Source organism: Pseudomonas mosselii (genome assembly GCF_019823065.1).
Lineage (GTDB): Bacteria > Pseudomonadota > Gammaproteobacteria > Pseudomonadales > Pseudomonadaceae > Aquipseudomonas > Aquipseudomonas mosselii.
Map to the genome: position 1 here is coordinate 251,169 of NZ_CP081966.1, position 23,057 is coordinate 274,225.

The window sequence follows — 23,057 nt, forward strand, 5'->3', positions numbered from 1 at the left end:
CGTTCATATACGGCGCGGCCTGCAGGTTTATGATAAAAATGCGTATCATTAGCGTTTTTGTAATAACCCTCGCGTCACAAGAGAAGGATCCTCATGTTCATGTCTTACCTTGCACCCCTGGCCGGGGTGCTGGCATTCACCCTGGCCTGCATCGCGCCTGCCCAGGCTCGGGACGATGGCACCGACCACTCCGTCACCCTTGAAAAGGTCGTGCAGACCTTCACCGTGCAGCGCGACGGCAGTTTCCAGGTGGCGGTCGAATCGGTCTCGCGCATCAACGAAGAGCGCGCCATCCAGGCCAAGGCCCAGCAAGCACTGAGCTACAACCGTGGGTACGAGACCCTGGAGGTCGACCAGGCCTTCACCCAGAAGCCCGACGGGCGCAAGGTCATGGTCGACGCCTCGCAGATCAAGGAGCAGCAGGAGCAGGCGTCCACCTACGCGCCGATGTTCCAGGACTCCCGGGTCAAGGTGGTGATCTTCCCGGAAGTGGCCGTTGGCGACCGCCTGGTGCTGCGCTACAAGCGCCATCGCACCACCGCGCTGTTCCCCGGCCATTTCGAGGACCTCACCGCGGCGGAATTTCACCCCGTGGAGCAGTTCTCGCTGATCTACGACCTGCCGGCGGACCTGCCGCTGTATGCCGACGCCCGTGGTTTCAAGGCGTCCACGCCCAAGGCCGGCAAGGGCCGCAAGGTCTACCGCTGGGACTTCGTGCCGACCGACAGGGCCAGGATCGAGGCGAGCGCCGTGTCCTACCTGGACTATGGCCAGTACCTCGCGGTCTCGACCTTCAAGGACTACGCAGGGCTTGCCGCCAGCTACCAGGCGCGCGCCGACGTGCAAGTGACACCGGCCATTGCCGCGTTGGCCGGACAATTGACGGCGAACCTGCCCGACGCCCGGGCCAAGGCGCTCAAGCTCAGCGACTGGGTGCGTGAGAACATCCGCTACGTGGCGGTCTATGTCGGTGCCGGTGGCGTGGTTCCGCACGCGGCGCAGAGCGTGCTCGACAACCGCTATGGCGACTGCAAGGACCATGTGGCCCTGCTCGAGGCGCTGCTCAAGGCGGCGGGTATCGAGAGCTCGCCGGCGCTGATCAACCTCGGCAATGCCTACCAGCTGCCGAAGGTGCCGACACTCGGTGTGCTCAACCATGTGCTGACCTATGTGCCGAGCCTCGACCTGTACCTGGATTCGACCGACCCGTCGGTGGCCGCCGGTTACCTGCCGCTGATGGACCTGGACAAGACCACGCTGCTGACCGCCACCGGCGTGTTCGGCAAGACCCCGGCCACCCAGTTCGGCAAGCAGGTCGGTGAAATGCTGTTCAAGGTCAAGGACACGGGTGCCGCGGACTTCACCGGCGACTCGACCATCGAAGGCTGGGCCAGCGAGGTCAACCGCTATGGCGCCAAGACGATGAAACCGACGGACCTCGATCGCATCGTCGAGCAGGTGCTCAATGCCTATGGGCAACGGGGCAGCGGCAAGATCCTGATCCAGCCGTCGGCAGCGCCGGAGCACTTTCGCAGCCAGGTCCAGGGCCATACCGAGAACCTGGTGAACCTGCCCGGCCCGGTGGGCGTGCCAGCCCTGAGCAGCCTGGTGGGCGGCATCGCCCAGTCAGTCTATGGCTTTGCCACCGAGAACGAGCGCACCCAGGGCTTCGTCTGCATCTCCAACGAAACGCTGGAGCAATCGCGCTTCGAGTTCCCGGCCGGGGTCACCGTCCTGGCGACGCCCAAGGCCGTTGCCGTGAAGGAAGGCAGTTTCGACTACAGCGCCCGTTACACCCGTGACGGCAACGCCGTGGTGGTCGAGCGCCGCATGCAGTTCAAGCACCCGAAGGCAGTGTGCACGCCTGAGGAGTTCAAGGCGATGAAGCCGGTCATCGAGACCATGGTCCGAGACCTGCAGGGCCAGATCATCGTGCAGGGCTGAGGCCCGGAAACGCAAAAGCCCCGCCAGAGCGATCTGAGCGGGGCTTTTGCTTGCCGGCACCGGTGAAAACACACGGGTGACGGCTGATGTCATGGCGCACTCGGCGGGATTCGAACCCACGACCCCTGCCTTCGGAGGGCAGTACTCTATCCAGCTGAGCTACGAGTGCAACGGGCCGCATGATACCCATCTGTGTCGGTGGCGTCCATGGCCTTGATCTGTGGAGTTTTTTCCCGGGGGGACAGCGGGTGTCGGTCACAGTGCGATCAGCTCCGGCCGCAGCCCCTCCATCCGCTGTCCCGCAGGCTTGAGATACCCGCCATCCCCGGTGATCTGGTGCAAGACCTTTTCACGCAAGCCATGCAATGCCACGCCGGTGCGCTGGCGCGGGTGCGGCAGGTCGATTTCCACCACCGCCTTGATCCGCCCCGGCCTCGGCTCCAGCACCACCACCCGATCGGCCAGGTAGGTGGCTTCCTCGGCATCGTGGGTGACCAGCAGGATGGTGATCCCCGAGCGTTCGCGAATCGCCAGCAGTTCGTCCTGCAGCTGTTGGCGGGTCAGGGCGTCGAGGGCGCCGAAGGGTTCGTCCAGCAGCAGGATCCGTGGGCTGGCCACCAGGCCACGGGCGATGGCCACGCGCTGGGCCATGCCGCCGGACAGCTGGTGCGGATAGGCCGATTCGAAGCCGACCAGGCCCACCAGTTGCACGTACTCGTGTACGCGCCGGGCGCGCTCGCCCTGGGTGAGTGTCTCGTTGACCAGCCCCAGGCCGATGTTCTGCGCCACCGTCAGCCATGGGAACAGGCGATGCTCCTGGAATACGATGCCGCGTTCGCCGCCGATGCCGTCGACCGGCTGGCCGTCGACCCGGATCGTGCCGCTGTAGTCGGTGTCCAGCCCCACCAGCAGACGCAGCAGGGTGGACTTGCCGCAGCCGGAGGAGCCGACGATGGCGATGAACTCGCCTTCGTTGATCGACAGGTTGAAGTTGCGGATCGCCTCGAACGGCTGGCCATCGACGCTGAAGGTCTTGCCGACCCCCTCGAAACTGACCAGTGGCGGCGTGGCGTCGGGTTGGTTGGCCGCGTGCAGGGCCGGGGTGATGAAGGCGTTCATGCGGATCTCCAGCGCGTGGCGCGCGATTCGAGGCGTTGGCCGAGGTGGCCGAGCAGGGCGCCGACCAGGCCGATCAGGACCATGGCGGCCATCACCTGGTCCATGCGGAACAATTGCTGGGCGCCGATCATCAGGCTGGCGATACCGCCGTCCGAGGGCATGAAGTACTCGGCACCGATAGTGCCGAGCCAGGCGTAGATCAGCGCCAGGCGCAGCCCGGCGAAGATCGCCGGGGCGGCGCCAGGCAGCACCAGCAGACGCAGCCGGTGCGGCAGGTCAAGGCGCAGGGCCTGGGCCGCCTCGCCCAGCTGTGGCGGGAGGCTGGCGATACCGCGCTGGGTGGCGATCAGCAACGGGAAGAACGCCGCCAGCGCGACGAACACCAGCTTGGCGCCTTCACCCAAGCCGAACCAGGCGGTCAGCAGCGGCACCCAGGCGAACAGCGCCACTTGGCGCAGCGCCGACAGGCTCGGGCCGAGCAGGCGCTCGGCGCTGGCTGACAGGCCCAGCAGCAGGCCCAGCACGAACCCCGCGCCACCGCCGAGCAGCAGCCCGGCCAGGGTGCGTTGCAGGCTCAAGCGCAGGGCATCGGGCAACGAGCCGTCGAGCAGGCCCGCATACAGGCTGCGCAGCACCTCCAGTGGCGAGGTGAGGATGTTGGCGTCGACCCAACCAAGGCGGTTGGCGGCCTGCCACAGCATCAACAGCCCCGCAGGCAGCAGCAGGCTTTGCCAGCCGCGTGGCACCTGGCCGCGCAGCTGTTCGCCCGTGGCCGGTTGCGGCCAGTGCAACAGGCCGCGCTCCAGGCGCGTGAAGCCGCGATCCATCAGCGCGCCGACCAGGCCGATCACCAGGATGCAGAGGAACACCAGGTCGAGCATGAACAGTTGCCGCCCCCAGACCATCAGGTAGCCGATGCCTTCGCTGGACGCCAGCAGCTCCACGGCCAGCAGCGAGGTCCAGCCAGTGGCCAGGGCCAGCCGCACACCGGCGAGAAACGCCGGCAGCGCGGCGGGCAGCAGCAGGCGCAGGAACAGCAGGTGAGGGGGCAGGCGCAGGACGGCGGCGGCTTCACGCAGCTTGGGCTGGGCGTCGCGCACGCCGACCAGGGTATGCAGCGTGACCGGCACCACCACGGCCTTGACCAGCACCACCAGCTTGAGCAGCTCGCCGATGCCGAAGAACAGCATGAACAGCGGGATCCAGGCCAGGGTTGGGATCTGTGCCAGGGCGACGAAGGTGGGCATCACCAGGGTCTGCGCTCGCCGCGATCCACCCAGCCAGGTACCCAGCAGCAGGCCGCTGGCGATTCCCGCCAGCAGTCCCCAGGCCAGGCGCTGCAGACTTATCCACAGGTGGCCCCAGAGCTCACCGGAGCCATACTCTAGCGCGCTCTGCCAGACCAGCGACGGCGCAGGCAGGATCTGCTCGCTCATCCAGTGTTCACGGCTGGCGATAATCCACAATGCCGCCACCACCAGCGGCACGGCCCACGGTATGTAGGAGCGGCCTTGTGCCGCGAAAGGACCACGTAGCGGCCTCCATCGACGGCGCTGGCCTACGCTCAAGACTTCGCTCATCAAGGCACCTCTCAAACAAACCATTCCTTGTTTATTCGTTTATGGAATTAAAAATTCTCACAAGCGATATTCAGGAGATAAGAGCATGCGCCTGCTGCATGCGAAACCCCCGAGGCATTGCGTTTTCCTCATATTTTTCATGCGTGCTCTGCAAGCCGCCCGGCGTCCCGCATGGCGCCTCGTTTATGTCTTCTGGTTACTAAAAAATGAAGTTTTGATCTTTGTAGGTTCTAACCGGACCTGCCTAGCTTCTGGCCCATAGCGCCGGCCATCGCCGGTGGCAGCCTGCCAAGGAGCCTTGCCATGAAAACCGCCTTCCGCCATCTGCTCAGCCCGTTGCTCGCCGCCTTGTTGAGCGCCCTGCCCGTGGCAGCCCATGCCGCCCAGCCGGATGTGATCCGTATCGCCGTGCCCGACCTCAGCGCCGGCAGCAAGCCCAGCGCCGGCGGCGTGGTGGATGTGCTGCGCGACCAGCAACTGCTGGAGAAAGAGTTCGCCAAGGACGGCATCCGTATCGACTGGCGCTTCTTCAAGGGCGCCGGCCCCGTGGTCAACGAGGCCCTGGCCAACGGCCAGGCGGACTTCGCCTACCTGGGCGACCTGGCCGCGATCATCGGCAAGGCCAACGGCCTCGACACCCGCGTGTTGTCGGCCGGGGTGCGTGGGGTGAAGAGCTACCTCGGCGTGGTGCCGGGCTCGGGCATCCACAGCCTGCAGGACCTCAAGGGCAAGCGCGTGGCGGTGTTCCGCGGCACCGCCAACCAGCTGTCGTTCGCCAGCGCCCTGGCCAGCCAGGGGCTGTCCGAACGTGAGCTGAAAGTCATCAACCTCGATTTCAACGCGGCCAACGCCGCCCTGGCCGCCAAGCAGATCGACGCCACCTGGGGCCTGTCCAGCCTGCTGTCGCTGCGCGAGCGAGGGCTGGTCGAGCTCCCGGTCAACTCCCGGGACCTGAAAGGCGCCGGCAGCACCCAGGCGGTGCTGCTGGGTACCGGCGAGTTCATCCGCCAGCACCCCGACCTGGTACAGCGGGTGGTCAACGCCCAGGAGCAGGCGGTGAAGTGGCTGCGCGACGAACGTAACCGCGAGGCCTATGTGGACCTGGTGGCGAACACCGCCAACTGGCCAAAGGCGATCCTGCGCGACGACCTGGCCGAGGAGAACCTCGCCGACTACTTCGACCCACGCCTGGATGCCGGTTTCGTCGGCCTGCTGCAACAGGGCGTGGACCTGGCCGTCAAGGAGCGCCTGATCCGCCGTGGCTTCCAGGTGGCCGACTGGATCGAACCCCGTTTCATCGATGCCGCCCAGCGGCAGGACCAGGCCGTCCAGGCCGCCCGCTGACCCGACAACAACCGTGAGGAGCACGACCATGAGCAACGCCGCACTGGCCACCGCGCCGCAAACCCTGGAACTCGACATCCACCCCGTTGCCGGGCGCATCGGCGCCGAGATCCGTGGCATCAAGCTGTCCGCCGACCTCGATCCGGCCACCATCGATGCCATCCAGGCGGCATTGGTGCGCCACAAGGTGATCTTCTTCCGGGCCCAGGAGCAGCTGGACGACGTGGGGCAGGAGGCCTTCGCCCAGTTGCTCGGCGAGCCGATCGCCCATCCCACGGTGCCGGTGGTCGATGGCACCAGCTACCTGCTGCAGCTCGATGGCGCAGAAGGCCAGCGGGCCAACTCCTGGCACACCGACGTGACCTTCGTAGACGCCTACCCCAAGGCCTCTATCCTGCGCAGTGTGGTGGCCCCGGCTGCCGGTGGCGACACGGTGTGGGCCAACACCGCCGCAGCCTATCAGGAGCTGCCCGAGCCGCTGCGCGAACTGGCCGACAAGCTGTGGGCGGTGCACAGCAACGAATACGACTATGCCAGCGTGAAGCCGGATGTCGATCCGGCGAAGCTTGAGCGCTATCGCAAGGTGTTCACCTCGACGGTGTACGAGACCGAGCACCCGGTGGTGCGGGTGCATCCGATCAGTGGCGAGCGGGCGTTGCAGCTAGGGCACTTCGTCAAGCGCATCAAGGGCTATTCGCTGGCGGACTCGCAGCATCTGTTCGCGCTGCTGCAGGGGCATGTGACACGCCTGGAAAACACCGTGCGCTGGCGCTGGCAGGCGGGGGACGTGGCGATCTGGGACAACCGCGCGACGCAGCACTATGCGGTGGATGACTACGGCACCCAACCGCGCATCGTGCGCCGGGTTACCCTGGCTGGCGAGGTGCCGGTGGGGGTGGATGGGCAATTGAGTCGGACCACGCGCAAGGGCTGAGATCGTTGGGGCCGCTTTGCGGCCCTTTCGCGACGCAAGGCCGCTCCCACAGGAGCGCAGTCCCAAAGGGCTGCACAGCAGCCCCTTAGGGCTACAACTCGCTATCACAGGCAATCAACTGCCTCACCAACCCCTGCGCCAGCGCCGACAACCCATACCCCACCCGGCTCACCACCCCATAGCGGGTATAGAACGCCTCCTCCTGCTCCGGCGCCAGATCCACCAGCTTGAGGGCCACCAGGCCGTCATAGGGCCGCAGGTTCGCGCTGCAGGCGATACCGATGGTGTCCGAATGCAGCACGACATTGAGCAGCGCATAACCATGCTCGCATTCCACGCTGGGCAGAAAGTCCTGCCGCCCGCTCAAGTCACTGAGGATCTTGCGGATGTTCGGCGGGCGAAAGGTGGTGGCCAGCGGGTAATCGAACAGGTCCCGCGCCCGCACTTCGGCCAGCTCGGTCAATGGATGTTCCCGGCGACAGCAGAAGTGCCAGCGCTGTGGCCTGAGCTTGTGCACCTGGTAGTCCGGGTCGGCCTCGAACTGGCGGGTGTCGGCGACGAAGAACTCGATCTCCTCGGCGATCAGCCGCCGGTTCAGCGCCTGCCAGTTGTCCACCTGGAAGCAGGTGCGGGCCGCTGGGTACTCGGCGACGAACCGCGCCACCGCCCTTGGCACCAGCCCGCCGGCGGGGGCCGGCCCCGAGCCGAAGCGCACCACGCCGGTGGTGGCGCCGTTGAACTGGTTGATCTCGTTGACCAGGTTGTGCGCCCCGTGCACCAGCCGCCGTGAATGCTCCAGCACCAGCAGGCCCTGGCGGGTCGGCGCCAGTTCCTTGCTGGCGCGATCGACCAGGCGGCAGCCGACGTTGTGTTCCAGCGTCTGGATGCTGCGGCTGAAGGCCGATTGCGAGAGGTTCACCGCCGCCGCCGCGGCGACAAAGCTGCGGTGCTCGACAAGGGCGATGAAGTGGCGGAGCTGGCGCAGGTCGATATGCATTTTCTACATGGAAACTTTCGGTGGAATGCAATTGCTGGGAAGGGTTGGGAACCTTATAAAGGGAGTCACTTATTCCACAAAATATGAAATACAAATATTTATATCTCTTAAAAGAATAAAGCCCGTCTGATCGCGATTCGGTTCCGCCAACGGAAATGCTCGCCAGGGCCTGTGCCTCCAAGGAGCATCTGCATGTCCCGACTTTCCCGTTGGCCGGCGCGCGCGTCGGTATTCGCCCTGCAACCCTTGGCCGCTGGCGTGCTGCTGGCCGCCGCCGGCAACAGCTTCGCCGAAGAGCCGCGCTCGGCTGCGCCAGCTGTCGAGCAGGAGGCCAAGCTCGGCACCGTCACTGTCAATGCCCGGCGCCGTGAGGAGACCGCCCAGAGCGTGCCCACGCCGATCAGCGTGCTGGGCAGCGAAACCCTGGAGACCCAGCGCATCTATCGCGTGCAGGATCTGCAACAGCTGGTGCCGAGCACCAACGTCGCCTATGTGCACGCCCGCCAGTCGAGCATTTCCATTCGCGGCCTGGGCAACAACCCGGCCAGTGATGGCCTGGAAGGCAGCGTCGGCGTGTATCTGGACAACGTCTACCTGGGGCGCCCGGGCATGGCGGTGTTCGACCTGCTCGATGTCGAGCAGCTGGAGGTGCTGCGCGGGCCGCAAGGCACGCTGTTCGGCAAGAACACCACTGCCGGGGTGCTCAACATCACCACCCGCAAGCCGACCTTCCACCAGGAAGGCAGCGTGCAGTCGTCGTTGGGCGAGGATGGCTACTGGCAGACCCAGGGCAGCTTCTCCGGCCCCCTGACCGACACCCTCGCCGGGCGCATCAGCGCCTACCACACCGAGGACGACGGCTATGTGAAGAACATCTACAACGGCCACGACCTCAATGGCGGCAAGCGCCAGGGCTTTCGTACCCAGTTGCTGTTCAAGCCCAGCGAAACCTTCAACCTGCGCTGGATCGGCGAGTACAACGAAGAAGACTCCGACAACGGCATCCTCAGCCTCTACAGCACCGGCCCGACCATCAATGGCGTGAACCGCTACGAAAGCCTGGCCGCCCAGGCCGGCGCCACCCTGGTGTCGGGCAAGGACCGCAAGGTCAACTTCGATGCCGACCAGATGGTCAAGGTGTTCCAGGGCGGCACTTCGGTAGAGGCCAACTGGACCCTGCCCAACGACTTCACCCTCACCTCGATCAGCGCCTACCGTTGGTGGGACTTCACCCCGCGCAACGACGACGGCCTCAACGTGCCGGTGTTCTACAGTGCCGGGGTTTCGGTGCGGGACAAGCAGTACTCGCAGGAGCTTCGGCTGGCCTCACCCACCGGCGGCTTCTTCGACTACGTACTGGGCGCGTACTACTTCAAGCAGGACCTGGACAATAAATCATTCACTTACTACGGGCCGCAGGCTGATATCTGGAACCTGACCCCGGCCGGCGCCCTGGCCAACGTGAACACCATCGGCAATGGCCACATCGACACCGACAGCTACGCCCTGTTCGCCCAGGGCACCTGGCACCTGACCGAGCGCCTGGACTTCACCGCCGGGGTACGCGGCACCTACGAGGAGAAAAGCGCCTGGGTGACCCGCGATGCGCCGTCCGGCGGCGCGGCCGTCACCGGTGCGGCCGCGGCCGCCCGCCAGGGCCGGGTGGGCGCGTACGACTCAGGTGACCTTAACCAATACAGCTTCGCCCCCTCCGGGCTGCTCAGCCTGAGCTACCGATTCACCGATGACCTGTTGGGTTATGCCAGCCTGTCCCACGGCGAGAAGTCCGGGGGTGTCAACCTGACTGTCGGTGCCGCCCCACGCTTGGGCACCGATTCGCTGTTGGTGGGTACCGAGCGGGCCAACAACGCCGAACTCGGGCTCAAGAGCACCCTGTTCGACAACCGCCTGCAGCTGAACACCAACCTGTTCTGGACTGAAGTGCACGGCTACCAGGCCAACGTCTACGACGAAGCCAACCGTGTGCAGTACCTGGCCAACGCCGGCAGCGTGCGTTCTCGCGGCCTGGAGTTCGAAGCCACGGCCCTGCCGATCCGAGGTCTGACGCTGAACTTCAACGGCTCATGGAACGACGTGCGCTACACCGACTACAAGGACGCGCCGTGCCCGCCCGAGGTAAGCCTGGCCAACCCCGCCGCCACCTGCGACCTGTCCGGCCACCAGGTGGTCGGCGCCTCCAAGTACATCGCCAACCTCAACGGCCAGTACAAGTGGCAGCTCAGCGAACGCATCGAGCCCTACGTCACCGCCAGCTACGCGTTCCGCTCCAAGGCCGTCGGCACCATCGACGATTCCGACTACGGCCAGATCCCCAGCTACGCCATCGTCAACCTGTCCACCGGCGTGCGCCTGGACCAGGGCGACGGCGTGCTCGACCTGTCGCTGTGGGTGAAGAACGCCGGCGACAAGACCTACTTCACCAGCCTGTGGAACTCCGCCAACGGCGGCTATGCCGGCGTGCTGGGCACCCCGCGCACCGTGGGCGCCACCGCCCGTTACGACTTCTGAGCACAAGGAGCTTTGCCATGAATGCCAAGACCCAACCGCATGACCTGCCCGAAGGCGCCTGCCTCACCGCCAAGGTGCCCGACCGCGACCAAGCCCTGCTCGGCGACGTGGTGGTCAACCCGTACCGGCTGGCGCCGCTGACCGCGATCATCCGTGATGGCGGGCGTACCTTGAGTGCCGCCCATGTGCGGGTGCTGGGCCGCGGCGAGCGCGGTGTCGATATCGTCTACGACGTGTCCGACCGCTCGCTGTGGACCTACGGCGGCATCCCGGTGTTCGGCCTGTACCCCGACCACGTCAACCAGGTCGAGGTGAGTTACAAGCTTGATGGCGAACGCATCCGCGAACGTTACGAAATCTACGCCCCGGCGGTGCGCCTGCCGGTGGTGGCCAAGCAGACTGCCGCGCTGCCCGAGGTAGAGCCGGTCAAGGTCGCCCCCGGTTTCGAAAAGCGCCTGTACCTGTTCAATCACCTGCTGGCCGAGATCCCGGGTGGGCGCGCCTTCAAGTGGAACGGCCTGGGCGGCGCCGCCGAGTGGGACTCGGTGGGCAACAACTGGATCGCCGACAGCAACGGTGACGTGCGCTGGTACCTGGATATCGAGCAGATCCATGATTCCAACCATCGCGACGGCCTGGGCGGCACCATGGGCTTCCACCAGACCCGCGACGGCAAGCTGATCTGGGGCCAGGGCCAGACCTACTCCAAGTACGACCTGCTGGGGCGCAAGGTGTGGCAGCGCAACCTGCCGGACAAGTTCGCCGACTTCTCCCACGAGATCCGCGAGACGGTGAACGGCAGCTACCTGCTGCGGGTCGGCACCAGCGACTACCGTCGCCCGGACGGCAAGCGCGTGCGCTCGATCCGCGACCATATCATCGAGGTCAACGAGGCTGGCGACGTGCTGGATTTCTGGGACCTGAACCAGATCCTCGATCCGTACCGCGGCGAGCTGCTGGAAACCCTAGGCAAGGCCGCGATCCAGCTGCCGGACGGTGTAAAGAAACAGGATGAGCGGCTGGCCAACGAATTGGCTGAAGGCGACCTGCCGTTCGGCGACGTTCCCGGTGTCGGTACCGGGCGCAACTGGGCCCATGTCAATGCCATCGACTACGACGCCGATGACGACAGCATCATCGTTTCAGCACGGCACCAGGGCGTGGTGAAGATCGGCCGCGACAAGCAGGTGAAGTGGATCCTCGCCGCGCCGCAAGGTTGGCCGGCACGTTTGCAGGACAAAGTGCTCAAACCGGTGGGCGAGGGCTTCGAGTGGTCCTGGACCCAGCACACCGCCTGGCTGACCGGGCACGGCACGCTGACTGTGTTCGACAACGGCTGGGGCCGCGACTTCGGCCCGACTAGGCTGACTGGCAACTACAGCCGGGCGGTGGAGTACCGCATCGACGAGGCCAAGGGCACGGTCGAGCAGGTATGGCAGTACGGCAAGGAGCGCGGTGACGAGTGGTACAGCCCGATCACCTCGGTGGTGGCGTACCAGGCGCAGACCGATACCCAGTTCATCTACTCGGCTTCGGTGAGTTTCCTGACACCGGAGAAGCTGACGACCAGCGTGCTCAATGAAGTGCGTCGCGGCACCCAGGAGGTGGTGGTGGAGCTGAAAGTGCACAGTCGCCAGCCGGGCAGCGTGGGCTACCGGGCGCTGGTGATCGATCTCGACAAGGCGTTCTGACCCTTCCTTCTGACCGATGGTCTAACCTCTTACGGCCCAATCGCGGGGCAAGCCCGCTCCCACAGGAACCCTGCGCTCCTTGTGGGAGCGGGCTTGCCCCGCGATTGGGCCGTTTGCCAGGGGGGTGTTCAACCATTCGTTCTTTTTTTCGAACAGCCTATTGTCCAACACCCCAACCCCCGCTTAGCATTCCGTTTGAGATTTCAAACGCTCGGCACCCAGGCGTCGAACACCCTGGTGCACGAATTTGTGACGGCCGCCCCCTTCTCGGGGCGCCTTTTCAACAATCAATAATTCGCAGTAAAGGGAAGCCGACATGCAGCTCAAAGACGCTCAGTTGTTCCGCCAGCAAGCCTTCATCAACGGTGAATGGCTGGATGCGGATAGCGGTCAGACCATCAAGGTGACCAACCCGGCCACCGGTGAGGTGATCGGTACCGTGCCGAAGATGGGCGCCGCCGAGACCCGCCGCGCCATCGAGGCCGCCGACAAGGCCCTGCCGGCCTGGCGCGCACTGACTGCCAAAGAGCGTGCCGGCAAGCTGCGTCGCTGGTTCGAGCTGATGATCGAGCACCAGGACGACCTGGCCCGTCTGATGACCACCGAGCAGGGCAAGCCACTGGCCGAGGCCAAGGGCGAGATCGCCTATGCCGCCTCGTTCATCGAGTGGTTCGCCGAGGAAGCCAAGCGCGTGTACGGCGACGTCATCCCAGGCCACCAGCCGGACAAACGCTTGATCGTCATCAAGCAGCCGATCGGTGTCACCGCCGCCATCACCCCGTGGAACTTCCCGGCCGCGATGATCACCCGTAAAGCCGGCCCGGCCCTGGCCGCCGGTTGCACCATGGTGCTCAAGCCCGCTTCGCAGACCCCGTACTCCGCCCTGGCCCTGGTCGAGCTGGCCACCCGTGCCGGCATCCCGGCTGGCGTGCTGAGCGTGATCACCGGCAGCGCCGGCGAGGTTGGCTCCGAGCTGACCGGCAACTCGCTGGTGCGCAAGCTGTCCTTCACCGGCTCGACCGAGATCGGCCGCCAGCTGATGGAAGAATGCGCCAAGGACATCAAGAAGGTTTCCCTGGAACTGGGCGGCAACGCGCCTTTCATCGTGTTCGACGACGCCGACCTGGACAAGGCGGTCGAGGGCGCGATCATCTCCAAGTACCGTAACAACGGCCAGACCTGCGTCTGCGCCAACCGCATCTACGTGCAGGACGGCGTCTACGACGCGTTTGCCGAGAAGCTGAAGGCCGCGGTGGCCAAGCTGAAGATCGGCAACGGCCTGGAAGAAGGCACCACCACTGGCCCGCTGATCGACGGCAAGGCTGTCGCCAAGGTCCAGGAGCACATCGAGGACGCCGTCGCCAAGGGCGCCAAGGTACTGTCCGGCGGCAAGATCATCGAAGGCAACTTCTTCGAGCCGACCATCCTGGTCGACGTACCGAAGACCGCTGCCGTCGCCAAGGAAGAGACATTCGGCCCGCTGGCGCCGCTGTTCCGCTTCAAGGACGAGGCCGAAGTCATCGCCATGTCCAACGACACCGAGTTCGGCCTGGCCTCGTACTTCTACGCCCGCGACATGAGCCGCGTGTTCCGCGTCGCCGAGGCCCTGGAATACGGCATGGTGGGTATCAACACCGGCCTGATCTCCAACGAAGTGGCGCCGTTCGGCGGCATCAAGGCTTCGGGCCTGGGCCGTGAAGGTTCCAAGTACGGTATCGAGGACTACCTCGAGATCAAATACCTGTGCATCAGCGTCTGATCGCCAGGTAAACGCTTTTACCTCTGCCAGCGGGGCGCGAGAGCGACGTCTCGCTGGCCTTTTTGACATAGCGGTACCTGGTGGCCAGGACATGTGTGGCAGTCGATCAACGAATACTGTGCACGCCTGCATCCAGCCACCCCCGAATAAAAGCGCCGCAGAACCGGCGCAATTGAGGGCACTATGAGCAAGACCAACGAATCCCTGATGCAACGCCGTGTCGCCGCCGTCCCACGTGGCGTTGGCCAGATTCACCCGATCTTCGTCGATACCGCGAAGAACTCGACAGTGATCGACGTCGAAGGCCGCGAACTGATCGACTTCGCCGGCGGCATCGCGGTGTTGAACACCGGCCACCTGCATCCAAAAGTGGTCGCGGCCGTGCAAGAGCAACTGACCAAGGTCAGCCACACCTGCTTCCAGGTGCTGGCCTACGAGCCCTACGTCGAGCTGTGCGAGAAGATCAACAAGCTGGTCCCAGGCAACTTCGACAAGAAGACCCTGCTGGTCACCACCGGCTCCGAAGCCGTTGAAAACGCCGTGAAGATCGCCCGTGCCGCCACCGGCCGTGCCGGCGTGATCGCCTTCACCGGCGGCTACCACGGCCGCACCATGATGACCCTGGGCCTGACCGGCAAGGTCGTGCCGTACTCCGCTGGCATGGGCCTGATGCCAGGCGGCATCTTCCGCGCCCTGTTCCCGAGCGAACTGCACGGCATCAGCGTCGATGACGCCATTGCCTCGGTCGAGCGCATCTTCAAGAACGACGCCGAGCCACGCGACATCGCCGCGATCATCCTCGAGCCAGTACAAGGCGAAGGCGGTTTCCTGCCGGCGCCGAAAGAGCTGATGAAGCGCCTGCGCGCCCTGTGCGACCAGCACGGCATCCTGCTGATCGCCGACGAAGTACAGACCGGCGCTGGCCGCACCGGCACCTTCTTCGCCATGGAGCAGATGGGCGTCGCGCCTGACCTGACCACCTTCGCCAAGTCGATCGCCGGCGGCTTCCCGCTGGCCGGTGTGTGCGGCAAGGCCGAGTACATGGACGCCATCGCCCCGGGCGGCCTGGGCGGCACCTATGCCGGCTCGCCGATCGCCTGCGCCGCGGCCCTGGCCGTAATCGAAGTGTTCGAGGAAGAGAAACTGCTGGATCGCAGCAAGGCTGTCGGCGAGCGCCTGACCGCCGGCCTGCGTGAAATCCAGAAGAAGCACCCGATCATCGGCGATATCCGTGGTCTGGGCTCGATGATCGCGGTGGAAGTCTTTGAGAAAGGCACCCACACCCCGAACGCCGCCGCTGTTGCCCAGGTGGTCGCCAAGGCGCGCGACAAAGGCCTGATCCTGCTGTCCTGCGGCACTTACGGCAACGTCCTGCGGATTCTGGTTCCGCTGACCGCCGAAGACGCGCTGCTGGACAAAGGCCTGGCCATCATCGAAGAGTGCTTCGCCGAACTGGCCTGAAGAATGTGACATGCTTTAGAAAAAAACCCGCCTCGGCGGGTTTTTTTTGTGCCGTTCGCCGGTATCAGGCGCTAAGGTTGTACGAGGATTCCGTGGAAGCTGCGATGGATCGCGCGTCATAGCCTGGAGAATAGCCCATGAGCGCTGTCGACCCCGTCCCCCCCTGCGTGCTGATTGCCGAAGGCGATCCCTGGGTGCGCGACATGCTCAGCGAAATGCTGCTTAGCGTGCGCTGCGATGCCCGCCTGCAGGTTTGTGCCGATGGTTCCGAGGCGCTGAGTGCGCTGGCGGCCAAACCCGACCTGATCATCGCTGCCCGTGAACTCTCAGGGTTCGACGGCCTCGATCTGCTGCGCAAGGTGCGCGCCAAGGGCGACAAGCCCGGTTTGCCGTTCATCCTCATGAGTGACCGCACCGACAGCGCCAGTGTGCGCGAGGCGCTGCCGTTGCACCCGACCGCCTACCTGAGCAAGCCGCTTGACCTGGACAACCTGCGCAAGCGCCTGGAGAACCTGCTGCTGGCAGTAGGTGAGCAGATCGCCTGCCCGGTACCGCCGTTGCAGCCCGGCGCGCGACTGCCGGCCTACCTGGAACAGCGCCGGGCCACCGCCGACGGCGGCCCGCTGTTTGCCGATGTGCAGGTGGCGGTCAAGCGAGCCCTCAACCCCCATGGCCTCAACCTCAAGGTGCTCGAGGAAGAGGTGCGCAACGACCCACAGATCACCGGCGTGCTCATCGCCGCCGCCAACAGTGCCGCCCTGCACCGTGAAGCGCCGGTACAGACCCTGCTGCAGGCGCTGAACAAGCTCGGCAGCACCCAGAGCATGAACCTCATCCTCGGCCTCACGCTCAAGCGCAGCGCCCGTTTGACCGACCCCCTGCTGGCGCGGCACGCCACCCATTACTGGAACCTGTCGCTGCACACCGCCGAGTACGGCCGCACATTGGCGCGCATGCTCGAGGTGGACGAAGCGCGTTGTTACTGCGCGGGGCTGCTGCACTGCCTGGGTGACCTGGCGGTGCTGCGCACCTTGCAGGAGTGGCGCCTGGCCGGTGGCGAGCTGGACGAGGACCAGGTGGAGCTGTCGCTCAACGAGTTCGGCGCGCCGTTCGGCTCGGCACTGCGCACCCGCTGGCGTCTGCCGTTGGACCTGCGCGAGCTGATCGCCGCGGTGTACCAGCTGGGCGGCGGCGTCTACTCCCGGGAGATCCTGGCGATGAACCTGGCCGGGCAGCTGTCGCGGCTCAAGCCCAGCGAAGGGCTGGAGAAGGTCGCCAGCAGCAAGACGGCGCGCTTGCTAAAACTTGGATTGCCGGAGCTGTCGCGGCTGCGCAAGGTGGACCCTGAGGCGCTGGCGCGGGAGGAGGCCGAGCGTCTGGCGGCGGAAGCGGCCGAGAGCAAGCTGCAGGTTGCTCCCATCGCTGCCCTGACTATTGATGCTGATCCGGCGGGGGGTGAGGAGCAGGCCTGAGACGTAGCGGGCTGATCGATTACGAGTGGAGTGCCGCAGCCGCGAAGTGATCCGTTTCAGCCTTTAACGATCTGGTTCTTGCCCTGGCGCTTGGCACGGTACATGGCGGCGTCCGCCCGGGCGAACAGGCTGTCGAGCGTTTCATCCTCATCCTGCAACCCGGTCAGCCCTTGGCTTACGGTAACCCCGTAGGTGTGCTCGCCATGGCTGAAGCTCAACCGCTGGATCTCCCGCTGCAGACGCTCGGCAATTTGCTCGGCCACTTGTGCGGTGCAGCCGGGGAACACGGCCGCAAACTCCTCGCCACCGATTCGTCCGAACTGATCGCCACGGCGCAGCACGGCCTTGCCGCTGTCGGCGATGCGCTGTAGCACTTGGTCGCCTTCCTGGTGGCCGTAGGTGTCGTTGATATGCTTGAAATCGTCGATGTCCAGCAGCAGGAAGGCCATCGGCGCGCCGTCCTCGCGTGCGCTGTCGAAGGCCTGCTGGGCGCACTCGAAGAAGTGCCGGCGGTTGCTGCTCTGGGTCAGCACATCGGTGGTGGCCAGGCGTTGCAGCTCGCCTTCGAGCTGTTTTTTTTCGGTGATGTCCTCGGCGATGCCGACGATGATCACCCGCTGGTCGCCCTCGCGCTGCTGGTTGATGTAGCACTTGTCGCTGAGCCAGCGCACCTCGCCGGCGGCATTGAGGATGCGGTATTCGCGGTCCTCGACGGTGCCCTTGACCAGCACCTGGGCAAGGCTGCGTTCGGCGTACTCCAGGTCGTCCGGGTAGATGGCGTCGCGCCATTCGTTGTAGTCGGCCAGTACCAGGCTGGCCGGGCGGCCAAAGATGCGCTCGTAGGCGGGGCTGACGTAGAGCACCTGACGGGTTTCCCAGTCGAAGGCCCAGAGCACGGCGTTGACGCTGTCGAGCAGCGAGCTGTACAGCTGCTCGCGTTCGCTTAGGCGAGCCACTTCGCCTTGGGCATGGAGCAGGGCCAGCAGGGTCTGGGCGGCTTCTGGGCGGGGAGTGCCGGCAGGTGTGGGTGGGAGGTCTTTGGCCATGAGCACGGAACGTTTCTCGACGATGGGCGTGCGGCCACGGTCCGGCCCGCCACGCGGGCGATATGCCGGATTTGAGTCGATTTGCGGGGGGGAAGTTCCGGTCGGCACGCCCCGTTGCGGGGCATGCCGATCAACGGTGCTCAGGCGCCATTGGGGCGGAGCGAGTAGGTCTTGAGCTGGGCGGCGAAGTCACGCAGCGAGTGGATGCCACTGGCCTCGGCCTCGTGTACCCAATCCTTCATCGCGGCGAGCATATCGTGGCCGTTGGCGCTGGTGCGCGCCCAGATCTGCTGCAGCGCCAGGCGCTTTTCGTAGATGGTCTTGAGAGCCTGGCTGTGGGCCAGCATCGACTCGATGCGCACGTGGTGGCGGTCCTGCAGCAGGCTGGTTTCCCGCGAGAGCAGGCGCTTGGCACGGCGGAAACGGTGGCGCAGCGAGGCGTCGACCTTGTCCAGCTCTTGCTTGACCAGCGGGCCGATCACCAGCTTGCGGTACTGGGCCATGATCTGGAAGCGGTTGTTGAGGATGGCCATGGCGGTGTCCATGTCCAGCGACGCCTTGCCCTCCACGCGATGGGCGATGGGCGCGACACGCTGGACCTTGGCCAGGCGCAGCAGGCTCAGCAGACGGATCCACATCCAGCCCATGTCGAATTCCCAGCGCCGCACCGACAGCTTCGCCGAGTTGGGGTAGGTGTGGTGGTTGTTGTGCAGCTCCTCCCCACCAATGATGATGCCCCACGGCACCAGGTTGGTGGCGGCGTCGCGGCACTCGAAGTTGCGGTAGCCCACGGCATGGCCCAGGCCGTTGACCACGCCGGCGGCCCAGAACGGGATCCACATCATCTGGATCGCCCAGATGGTGATGCCGATGGTGCCGAACAGCAGCAGGTCGATGACCGCCATCAGGGCGATGCCGCCGAGCTTGAAGCGGGTGTAGAGGTTGCGCTCGATCCAGTCGTCCGGGCAGTTCTTGCCGTAGATGCGCAGCGTTTCCTCGTTACGCGCCTCTTCACGGTACAGCTCGGCACCCTTGCGCAGCACGGTGCCCAGGCCCTTGTGCACGGGGCTGTGCGGGTCGTCCGGGGTTTCGCACTTGGCGTGGTGCTTGCGGTGGATGGCGGTCCATTCGCGGGTGTTCTGCGCGGTGGTGAGCCACAGCCAGAAACGGAAGAAATGCTTGAGCCCCGCGTTCAGCTCCAGGGCGCGGTGCGCCGAGTAGCGGTGCAGGTAGATGGTGACGCTGACGATGGTCAGGTGGGTCATCAGCAGGGTGACGGCGACCAGTTGCCAGGCCGACAAGTCGAGTAGACCGTAGTACCACATAACGGGAAAGACCCTCGAAAACTAAGGGGAACAGCGCTCGCATTATCCCTGGGCGGGGAAATAAAACCAGTCACCCTTTTAGATAGGAGGTCACAGGGTGTTTCAGCCCTTATAATGCCCCTTCATTTTTCATGGGCTCATCCACCCGACATGTCTGTTTCCGTTCGCGACGCCTTGCGCATGGCCGGGCTCTACGTGGTGCTTTCGATCCTCTGGCTGGTGCTGTCCGAGCTGGTCCTGCAGGGCATGACCGACGACCCGCTGGCGCTGATCGTGGGCCGGCAGATCAACGTGGTGGTCTGGGTGCTGCTCAGTGCCTTGCTGATCTTTGTCTCCCGTGCCCGCCTGCTGAACTTCATCGGCATCGGCGCCCGCTTGCGCAGTGAAGACCGCGAGCGCCTGCGCATGGCTGCGGCGGTGTTCGACAGCACCCTGGAGGGTGTGCTGGTGACCGACCGCAATGGCCTGATCGTGCACGTCAACCGGGCCTTCATGCGCATCACCGGCTACCAGCAGGACGAAGTCATCGGCCAGCGCCCGAGCAAGTTCAAGTCCGGTCGGCATGGCGCGCTGTTCTACCAGCAGATCTACGCCGCCCTGGCGGAGCAGGGCGAGTGGAGCGGGGAGATCTGGAACCGCCGTAAAAGCGGGGAGATCTACCCGCAATGGCAGACGATCTGCGCCATTCGCGATGACAGTGGCGCGCTCAGCCATTACGTCGCGGTCTTCAGCGACATCAGCGCGATCAAGCACACCGAGGAAGAACTGGCCTATCTCGTCCATCACGACCCGCTGACCGGCCTGCCCAACCGTCTGCTATTCAACGACCGCGCCATGCAGGCCATGGCCGCGGCCCAGGCCAACAAGCGCGGCTGTGCCCTGCTGCTGCTCGACCTCGACCATTTCCAGAGCATCAACGATGGCCTTGGCCACACCATCGGCGACCAACTGCTCAAGCTGGTCGGCGAGCGCCTGCGGGAGGTGCTGGGCAGCGGCGTGACCCTGGCCCGGCTGGGCGGCGACGAGTTCGGCGTGCTGGCCGAGAACTGCCAGCAGGTCGGCCAGGCCGGCAAGCTGGCGCAATCGATCATCGAGCGATTGAAGGAACCGTTCTGCTTCGAAGGCAATCGCCTGTTTATCAGTGTCAGCATCGGCATCAGCCTGTTCCCCAGCGACGCGCTGAGTGCCGAGCAGTTGTTGCGCAACGCCGACTCGGCGCTGTTCAAGGCCAAGAGCAACGGCCGAGCCTGCTATGCGCTGTACACCGAGGAGCTCACCGCCCATGCCCAGCAGCGGGTCGAAACCGCCGGCGAGTTGCGCCGAGCGCTGGAGCAGCAGGAGCTGCGGGTGTTCTTCCAACCGGTGCATGACCTGTTCACCGCGCGGATGATAGGCGTCGAGGCACTGGTGCGCTGGCAGCATCCGCAGCGTGGTCTGGTCCCACCCGGTGAGTTCATCCCTATCGCCGAACGCACCGGGCTGATCGCCGAGATCGACGCCTGGATGTTGCACCAGGCCTGCCGGCAGATGGTGCAGTGGCAGACCGAGGGACGGCAGTTGGCATTCGTTGCGGTGAACATTTCCAGCCGCCTGTTCAGCCAACGCGACCTGTACCGGCAGGTGGCCGATGCATTGCACGACACCGGGCTGGACCCAGCGCTGCTCGAGCTCGAAGTGACCGAGAGCGCGGTGATGGAAGACCCCGAGGTTGCCCTGGAGCAGCTTTACCGCCTGCGCGAGCTGGGCGTGACACTGGCCATCGACGACTTCGGCACGGGGTACTCGTCATTGCTGCGGCTCAAGCGAATGCCCGTGCAGAAGCTCAAGATCGACCAGGGCTTCGTCGCGGGCCTGCCCCATGACGAGGACGACATCGCCATCGTGCGGGTGATCATCGCCCTGGCGCGGAGCATGGGCATGCAGGTGCACGCCGAGGGGGTAGAGCAGGCGGAGCAGGCGCGGTTCCTGCTGGAGCAGCAATGCCAGCTGGGGCAGGGGTACTGGTTCGGGCGGCCGGTGCCGGCGGCGGAGCTGCACTGGGGCTGAGATCGTATCGCGGGGCAAACCCGCTCCCACGGTTGGTCGTGGGCGCGGGCTTGCCCCGCGATGGGCTCAACGTTTGTTCAACCCTTTGGCCAGACGGTCCCCGCCCAGCTGGATCAGCGCCACCAATGCCACAAGCATCACGATCACGGTCAGCATGATCTGGCTGTCGAAGCGTTGGTATCCATACCTGTAGGCAATATCCCCCAGGCCACCGGCGCCGATCGCTCCGGCCATGGCCGACGAGTTGATCAGCGTCACCAGGGTGATGGTGAAGCCGCCGACGATGCCCGGCAGGGCCTCGGGCAACAGCACGTGCCAGACGATGTGCCAGCGCCGGCAGCCCATGGCCTGGGCGGCTTCGATCAGGCCGTGGTCGACCTCGCGCAGGCTGACCTCGGCGATCCGCGCGAAGAACGGCGTGGCGGCGATGGTCAGCGGCACCACGGCCGCCCACACGCCATAGGTGGTGCCGACCACCAGGCGGGTGAAGGGGATCAGCGCGACCATCAGGATCAGGAACGGAATCGAGCGGAACAGGTTGACGATGGCGCCCAGCACCCGGTTCAGCGCCGGGGCCTCGAAGATCCCGCCCTTGTCGCTGGTGACCAGCAGCACCGCCATCGGCACCCCGACCAGCAGCGCGACCAGCGAGGACACGCCGACCATCAGCAGGGTGTCGAACAGGCCTTGCAGCAGGCGATCAATCCACATGGCCGAGTACCTCCACATTCGCGGCCCAGCGGCGGGCGCGTTCGAGCAATTGATGGGTGTCCAGCGGCGAGCCGCGCACGGACAGGATCAACTGCCCCAGGGCCTGCTCGCCGATGGTCTCGACGCCGCCCTGGAGCAGCCGCACGCGTCCGCCCAGGTCGTTGAACAGGGCGCTCAGTTCCGGCTCGCCGAGCAGGTCGAGCTTGAGCACCACGGCCGCGTCGCGGCTGACCGGCTGGGCGCGCAGGCTGGCCTGCAAGGCTGCCGGCAGCTTGGTCTGCAGCGGTGCGAGCAGGGTGCGGGTGACGTCGTGGCGTGGCGCGCCGAACACCTGCCAGACCTCGCCCTGCTCGACGATCTCACCCCGTTCGAGCACCACCACGTGCTGGCAGATGTCGCGGATCACCGCCATCTCGTGGGTGATCAGCACCACGGTCAGGCCCAGGCGCCGGTTGATGTCGCGCAGCAGTTCGAGGATCGAGGCGGTGGTTTCCGGGTCCAGCGCCGAGGTGGCCTCGTCGCACAGCAGGATCTCGGGGTCATGCACCAGCGCCCGGGCGATGCCGACGCGCTGCTTCTGCCCGCCGGACAATTGCGCCGGATAGACATGATGCTTTTCCTCCAGGCCGACCAGTGCCAGCAGCTCGCGCACCTTGCGCTGGCGCTCGGCCTTGTCCACCCCGGCCACCTTCAGCGGCAGCTCGACGTTCTGCCATACGGTCTTGGCCGACATCAGGTTGAAGTGCTGGAAGATCATGCCGATGCGCCGGCGCAGCGCCACCAGACGATCCTCGTCGAACGGCGCGATATCCACCTGGTCGATCAGCACCCGGCCCTGGCTGGGCTGTTCAAGGCGATTGATGGTGCGCAGCAGCGAGGACTTGCCGGCGCCACTGCGGCCGATGATGCCGAAGATCTCGCCCCGGCGAATGTTCAGGTCGATGTCTTGCAGCGCCGGCTGGCCCTGGCCCGGATAGGTCTTGCCCAGGCCGATGAAGCGGATGTGCGCCTGGTTCACCTCCGGGCGCAGGGCGGTTTCCTCGGCCTTGAACGGTTCGGCGGGCGGGACGGGCGCCCTGAGGGCGCTGGCCTGGGCCAT

16 protein-coding genes and 1 tRNA gene are annotated in these 23,057 nt (G+C 65.5%); 9 read left to right on the top strand and 8 right to left on the bottom strand.

All coding sequences use genetic code 11. From position 1 onward, the window contains the following. Positions 1-99 precede the first annotated feature (99 nt). Positions 100-1,944 carry a DUF3857 domain-containing transglutaminase family protein gene (locus tag K5H97_RS01170; protein WP_028688588.1) on the top strand — a complete coding sequence of 615 codons (1,845 nt, stop codon included), beginning with the start codon at positions 100-102 and terminating at the stop codon, positions 1,942-1,944. Positions 1,945-2,036: 92 nt separating this feature from the next. On the opposite strand, the gene K5H97_RS01175 is transcribed toward K5H97_RS01170, so the two are convergent. From K5H97_RS01175 to K5H97_RS01185, 3 genes are all read right to left on the bottom strand, one after another. Continuing rightward, positions 2,037-2,113: transfer RNA gene (locus tag K5H97_RS01175), tRNA-Arg, on the bottom strand. 86 nt (positions 2,114-2,199) lie between these two features. After that, positions 2,200-3,063 carry an ABC transporter ATP-binding protein gene (locus tag K5H97_RS01180; protein ID WP_036985625.1) on the bottom strand — a complete coding sequence of 288 codons (864 nt, stop codon included), beginning with the start codon at positions 3,061-3,063 and terminating at the stop codon, positions 2,200-2,202. Next, complete coding sequence (locus tag K5H97_RS01185; protein WP_028688586.1) at positions 3,060-4,643, bottom strand: ABC transporter permease; 1,584 nt, start codon at positions 4,641-4,643, stop codon at positions 3,060-3,062. Before K5H97_RS01185 ends, K5H97_RS01180 begins: the two co-directional genes overlap by 4 nt. A 303-nt stretch (positions 4,644-4,946) precedes the next feature. Between K5H97_RS01185 and K5H97_RS01190 the strand changes: the two genes are divergently transcribed. Both K5H97_RS01190 and K5H97_RS01195 read left to right on the top strand, forming a co-directional pair. Then, positions 4,947-5,987, top strand: coding sequence for an ABC transporter substrate-binding protein (locus tag K5H97_RS01190; protein ID WP_028688585.1), 1,041 nt, complete (start codon positions 4,947-4,949; stop codon positions 5,985-5,987). A 28-nt stretch (positions 5,988-6,015) separates the two neighbouring features. Then, entirely contained in the window at positions 6,016-6,921 is a 906-nt protein-coding gene (locus K5H97_RS01195; protein WP_028688584.1) for a TauD/TfdA dioxygenase family protein, read from the top strand. Between the two features lie 91 nt (positions 6,922-7,012). On the opposite strand, the gene K5H97_RS01200 is transcribed toward K5H97_RS01195, so the two are convergent. Continuing rightward, positions 7,013-7,918, bottom strand: coding sequence for a LysR family transcriptional regulator (locus K5H97_RS01200; protein WP_028688583.1), 906 nt, complete (start codon positions 7,916-7,918; stop codon positions 7,013-7,015). A gap of 192 nt (positions 7,919-8,110) precedes the next feature. On the opposite strand from K5H97_RS01200, the gene K5H97_RS01205 reads away from it, so the two are divergent. From K5H97_RS01205 to K5H97_RS01225, 5 genes are all read left to right on the top strand, one after another. After that, positions 8,111-10,447, top strand: a complete 2,337-nt coding sequence (locus K5H97_RS01205) for a TonB-dependent receptor (protein ID WP_028688582.1) — start codon at positions 8,111-8,113, stop codon at positions 10,445-10,447. 17 nt (positions 10,448-10,464) lie between these two features. Continuing rightward, complete coding sequence (locus K5H97_RS01210) at positions 10,465-12,138, top strand: aryl-sulfate sulfotransferase (protein ID WP_028688581.1); 1,674 nt, start codon at positions 10,465-10,467, stop codon at positions 12,136-12,138. A gap of 316 nt (positions 12,139-12,454) precedes the next feature. Next, positions 12,455-13,897, top strand: coding sequence for an NADP-dependent succinate-semialdehyde dehydrogenase (gabD, locus tag K5H97_RS01215; protein WP_028688580.1), 1,443 nt, complete (start codon positions 12,455-12,457; stop codon positions 13,895-13,897). Between the two features lie 183 nt (positions 13,898-14,080). Further along, positions 14,081-15,358: a 4-aminobutyrate--2-oxoglutarate transaminase gene (gene gabT, locus K5H97_RS01220; RefSeq protein ID WP_028688579.1), complete on the top strand. Its 1,278-nt coding sequence runs from the start codon at positions 14,081-14,083 to the stop codon at positions 15,356-15,358. A 137-nt stretch (positions 15,359-15,495) separates the two neighbouring features. Continuing rightward, positions 15,496-16,830, top strand: coding sequence for a response regulator (locus K5H97_RS01225; RefSeq protein WP_051555601.1), 1,335 nt, complete (start codon positions 15,496-15,498; stop codon positions 16,828-16,830). 56 nt (positions 16,831-16,886) lie between these two features. Here K5H97_RS01225 and K5H97_RS01230 read toward each other — a convergent pair whose 3' ends face one another. Further along, positions 16,887-17,876 (bottom strand): GGDEF domain-containing protein, encoded by a 990-nt coding sequence (locus K5H97_RS01230; protein ID WP_051555600.1) that lies wholly within the window; start codon positions 17,874-17,876, stop codon positions 16,887-16,889. A 140-nt stretch (positions 17,877-18,016) separates the two neighbouring features. Next, positions 18,017-19,201 carry a delta-9 fatty acid desaturase DesA gene (gene desA, locus K5H97_RS01235; RefSeq protein ID WP_028688577.1) on the bottom strand — a complete coding sequence of 395 codons (1,185 nt, stop codon included), beginning with the start codon at positions 19,199-19,201 and terminating at the stop codon, positions 18,017-18,019. Between the two features lie 150 nt (positions 19,202-19,351). On the opposite strand from desA, the gene dibA reads away from it, so the two are divergent. Beyond that, positions 19,352-21,247 (top strand): phosphodiesterase DibA, encoded by a 1,896-nt coding sequence (gene dibA / locus K5H97_RS01240; RefSeq protein WP_028688576.1) that lies wholly within the window; start codon positions 19,352-19,354, stop codon positions 21,245-21,247. A 66-nt stretch (positions 21,248-21,313) separates the two neighbouring features. Here the strand turns inward: dibA and K5H97_RS01245 are convergent, their stop codons facing one another. Further along, on the bottom strand, positions 21,314-21,958 hold the full coding sequence (locus tag K5H97_RS01245) for a methionine ABC transporter permease (RefSeq protein ID WP_028688575.1): 645 nt from the start codon (positions 21,956-21,958) through the stop codon (positions 21,314-21,316). After that, the gene (locus K5H97_RS01250; RefSeq protein WP_028688574.1) at positions 21,948-23,057 is read right to left on the bottom strand and encodes a methionine ABC transporter ATP-binding protein; all 1,110 of its coding nucleotides are present in this window, start codon (positions 23,055-23,057) and stop codon (positions 21,948-21,950) included. Before K5H97_RS01250 ends, K5H97_RS01245 begins: the two co-directional genes overlap by 11 nt.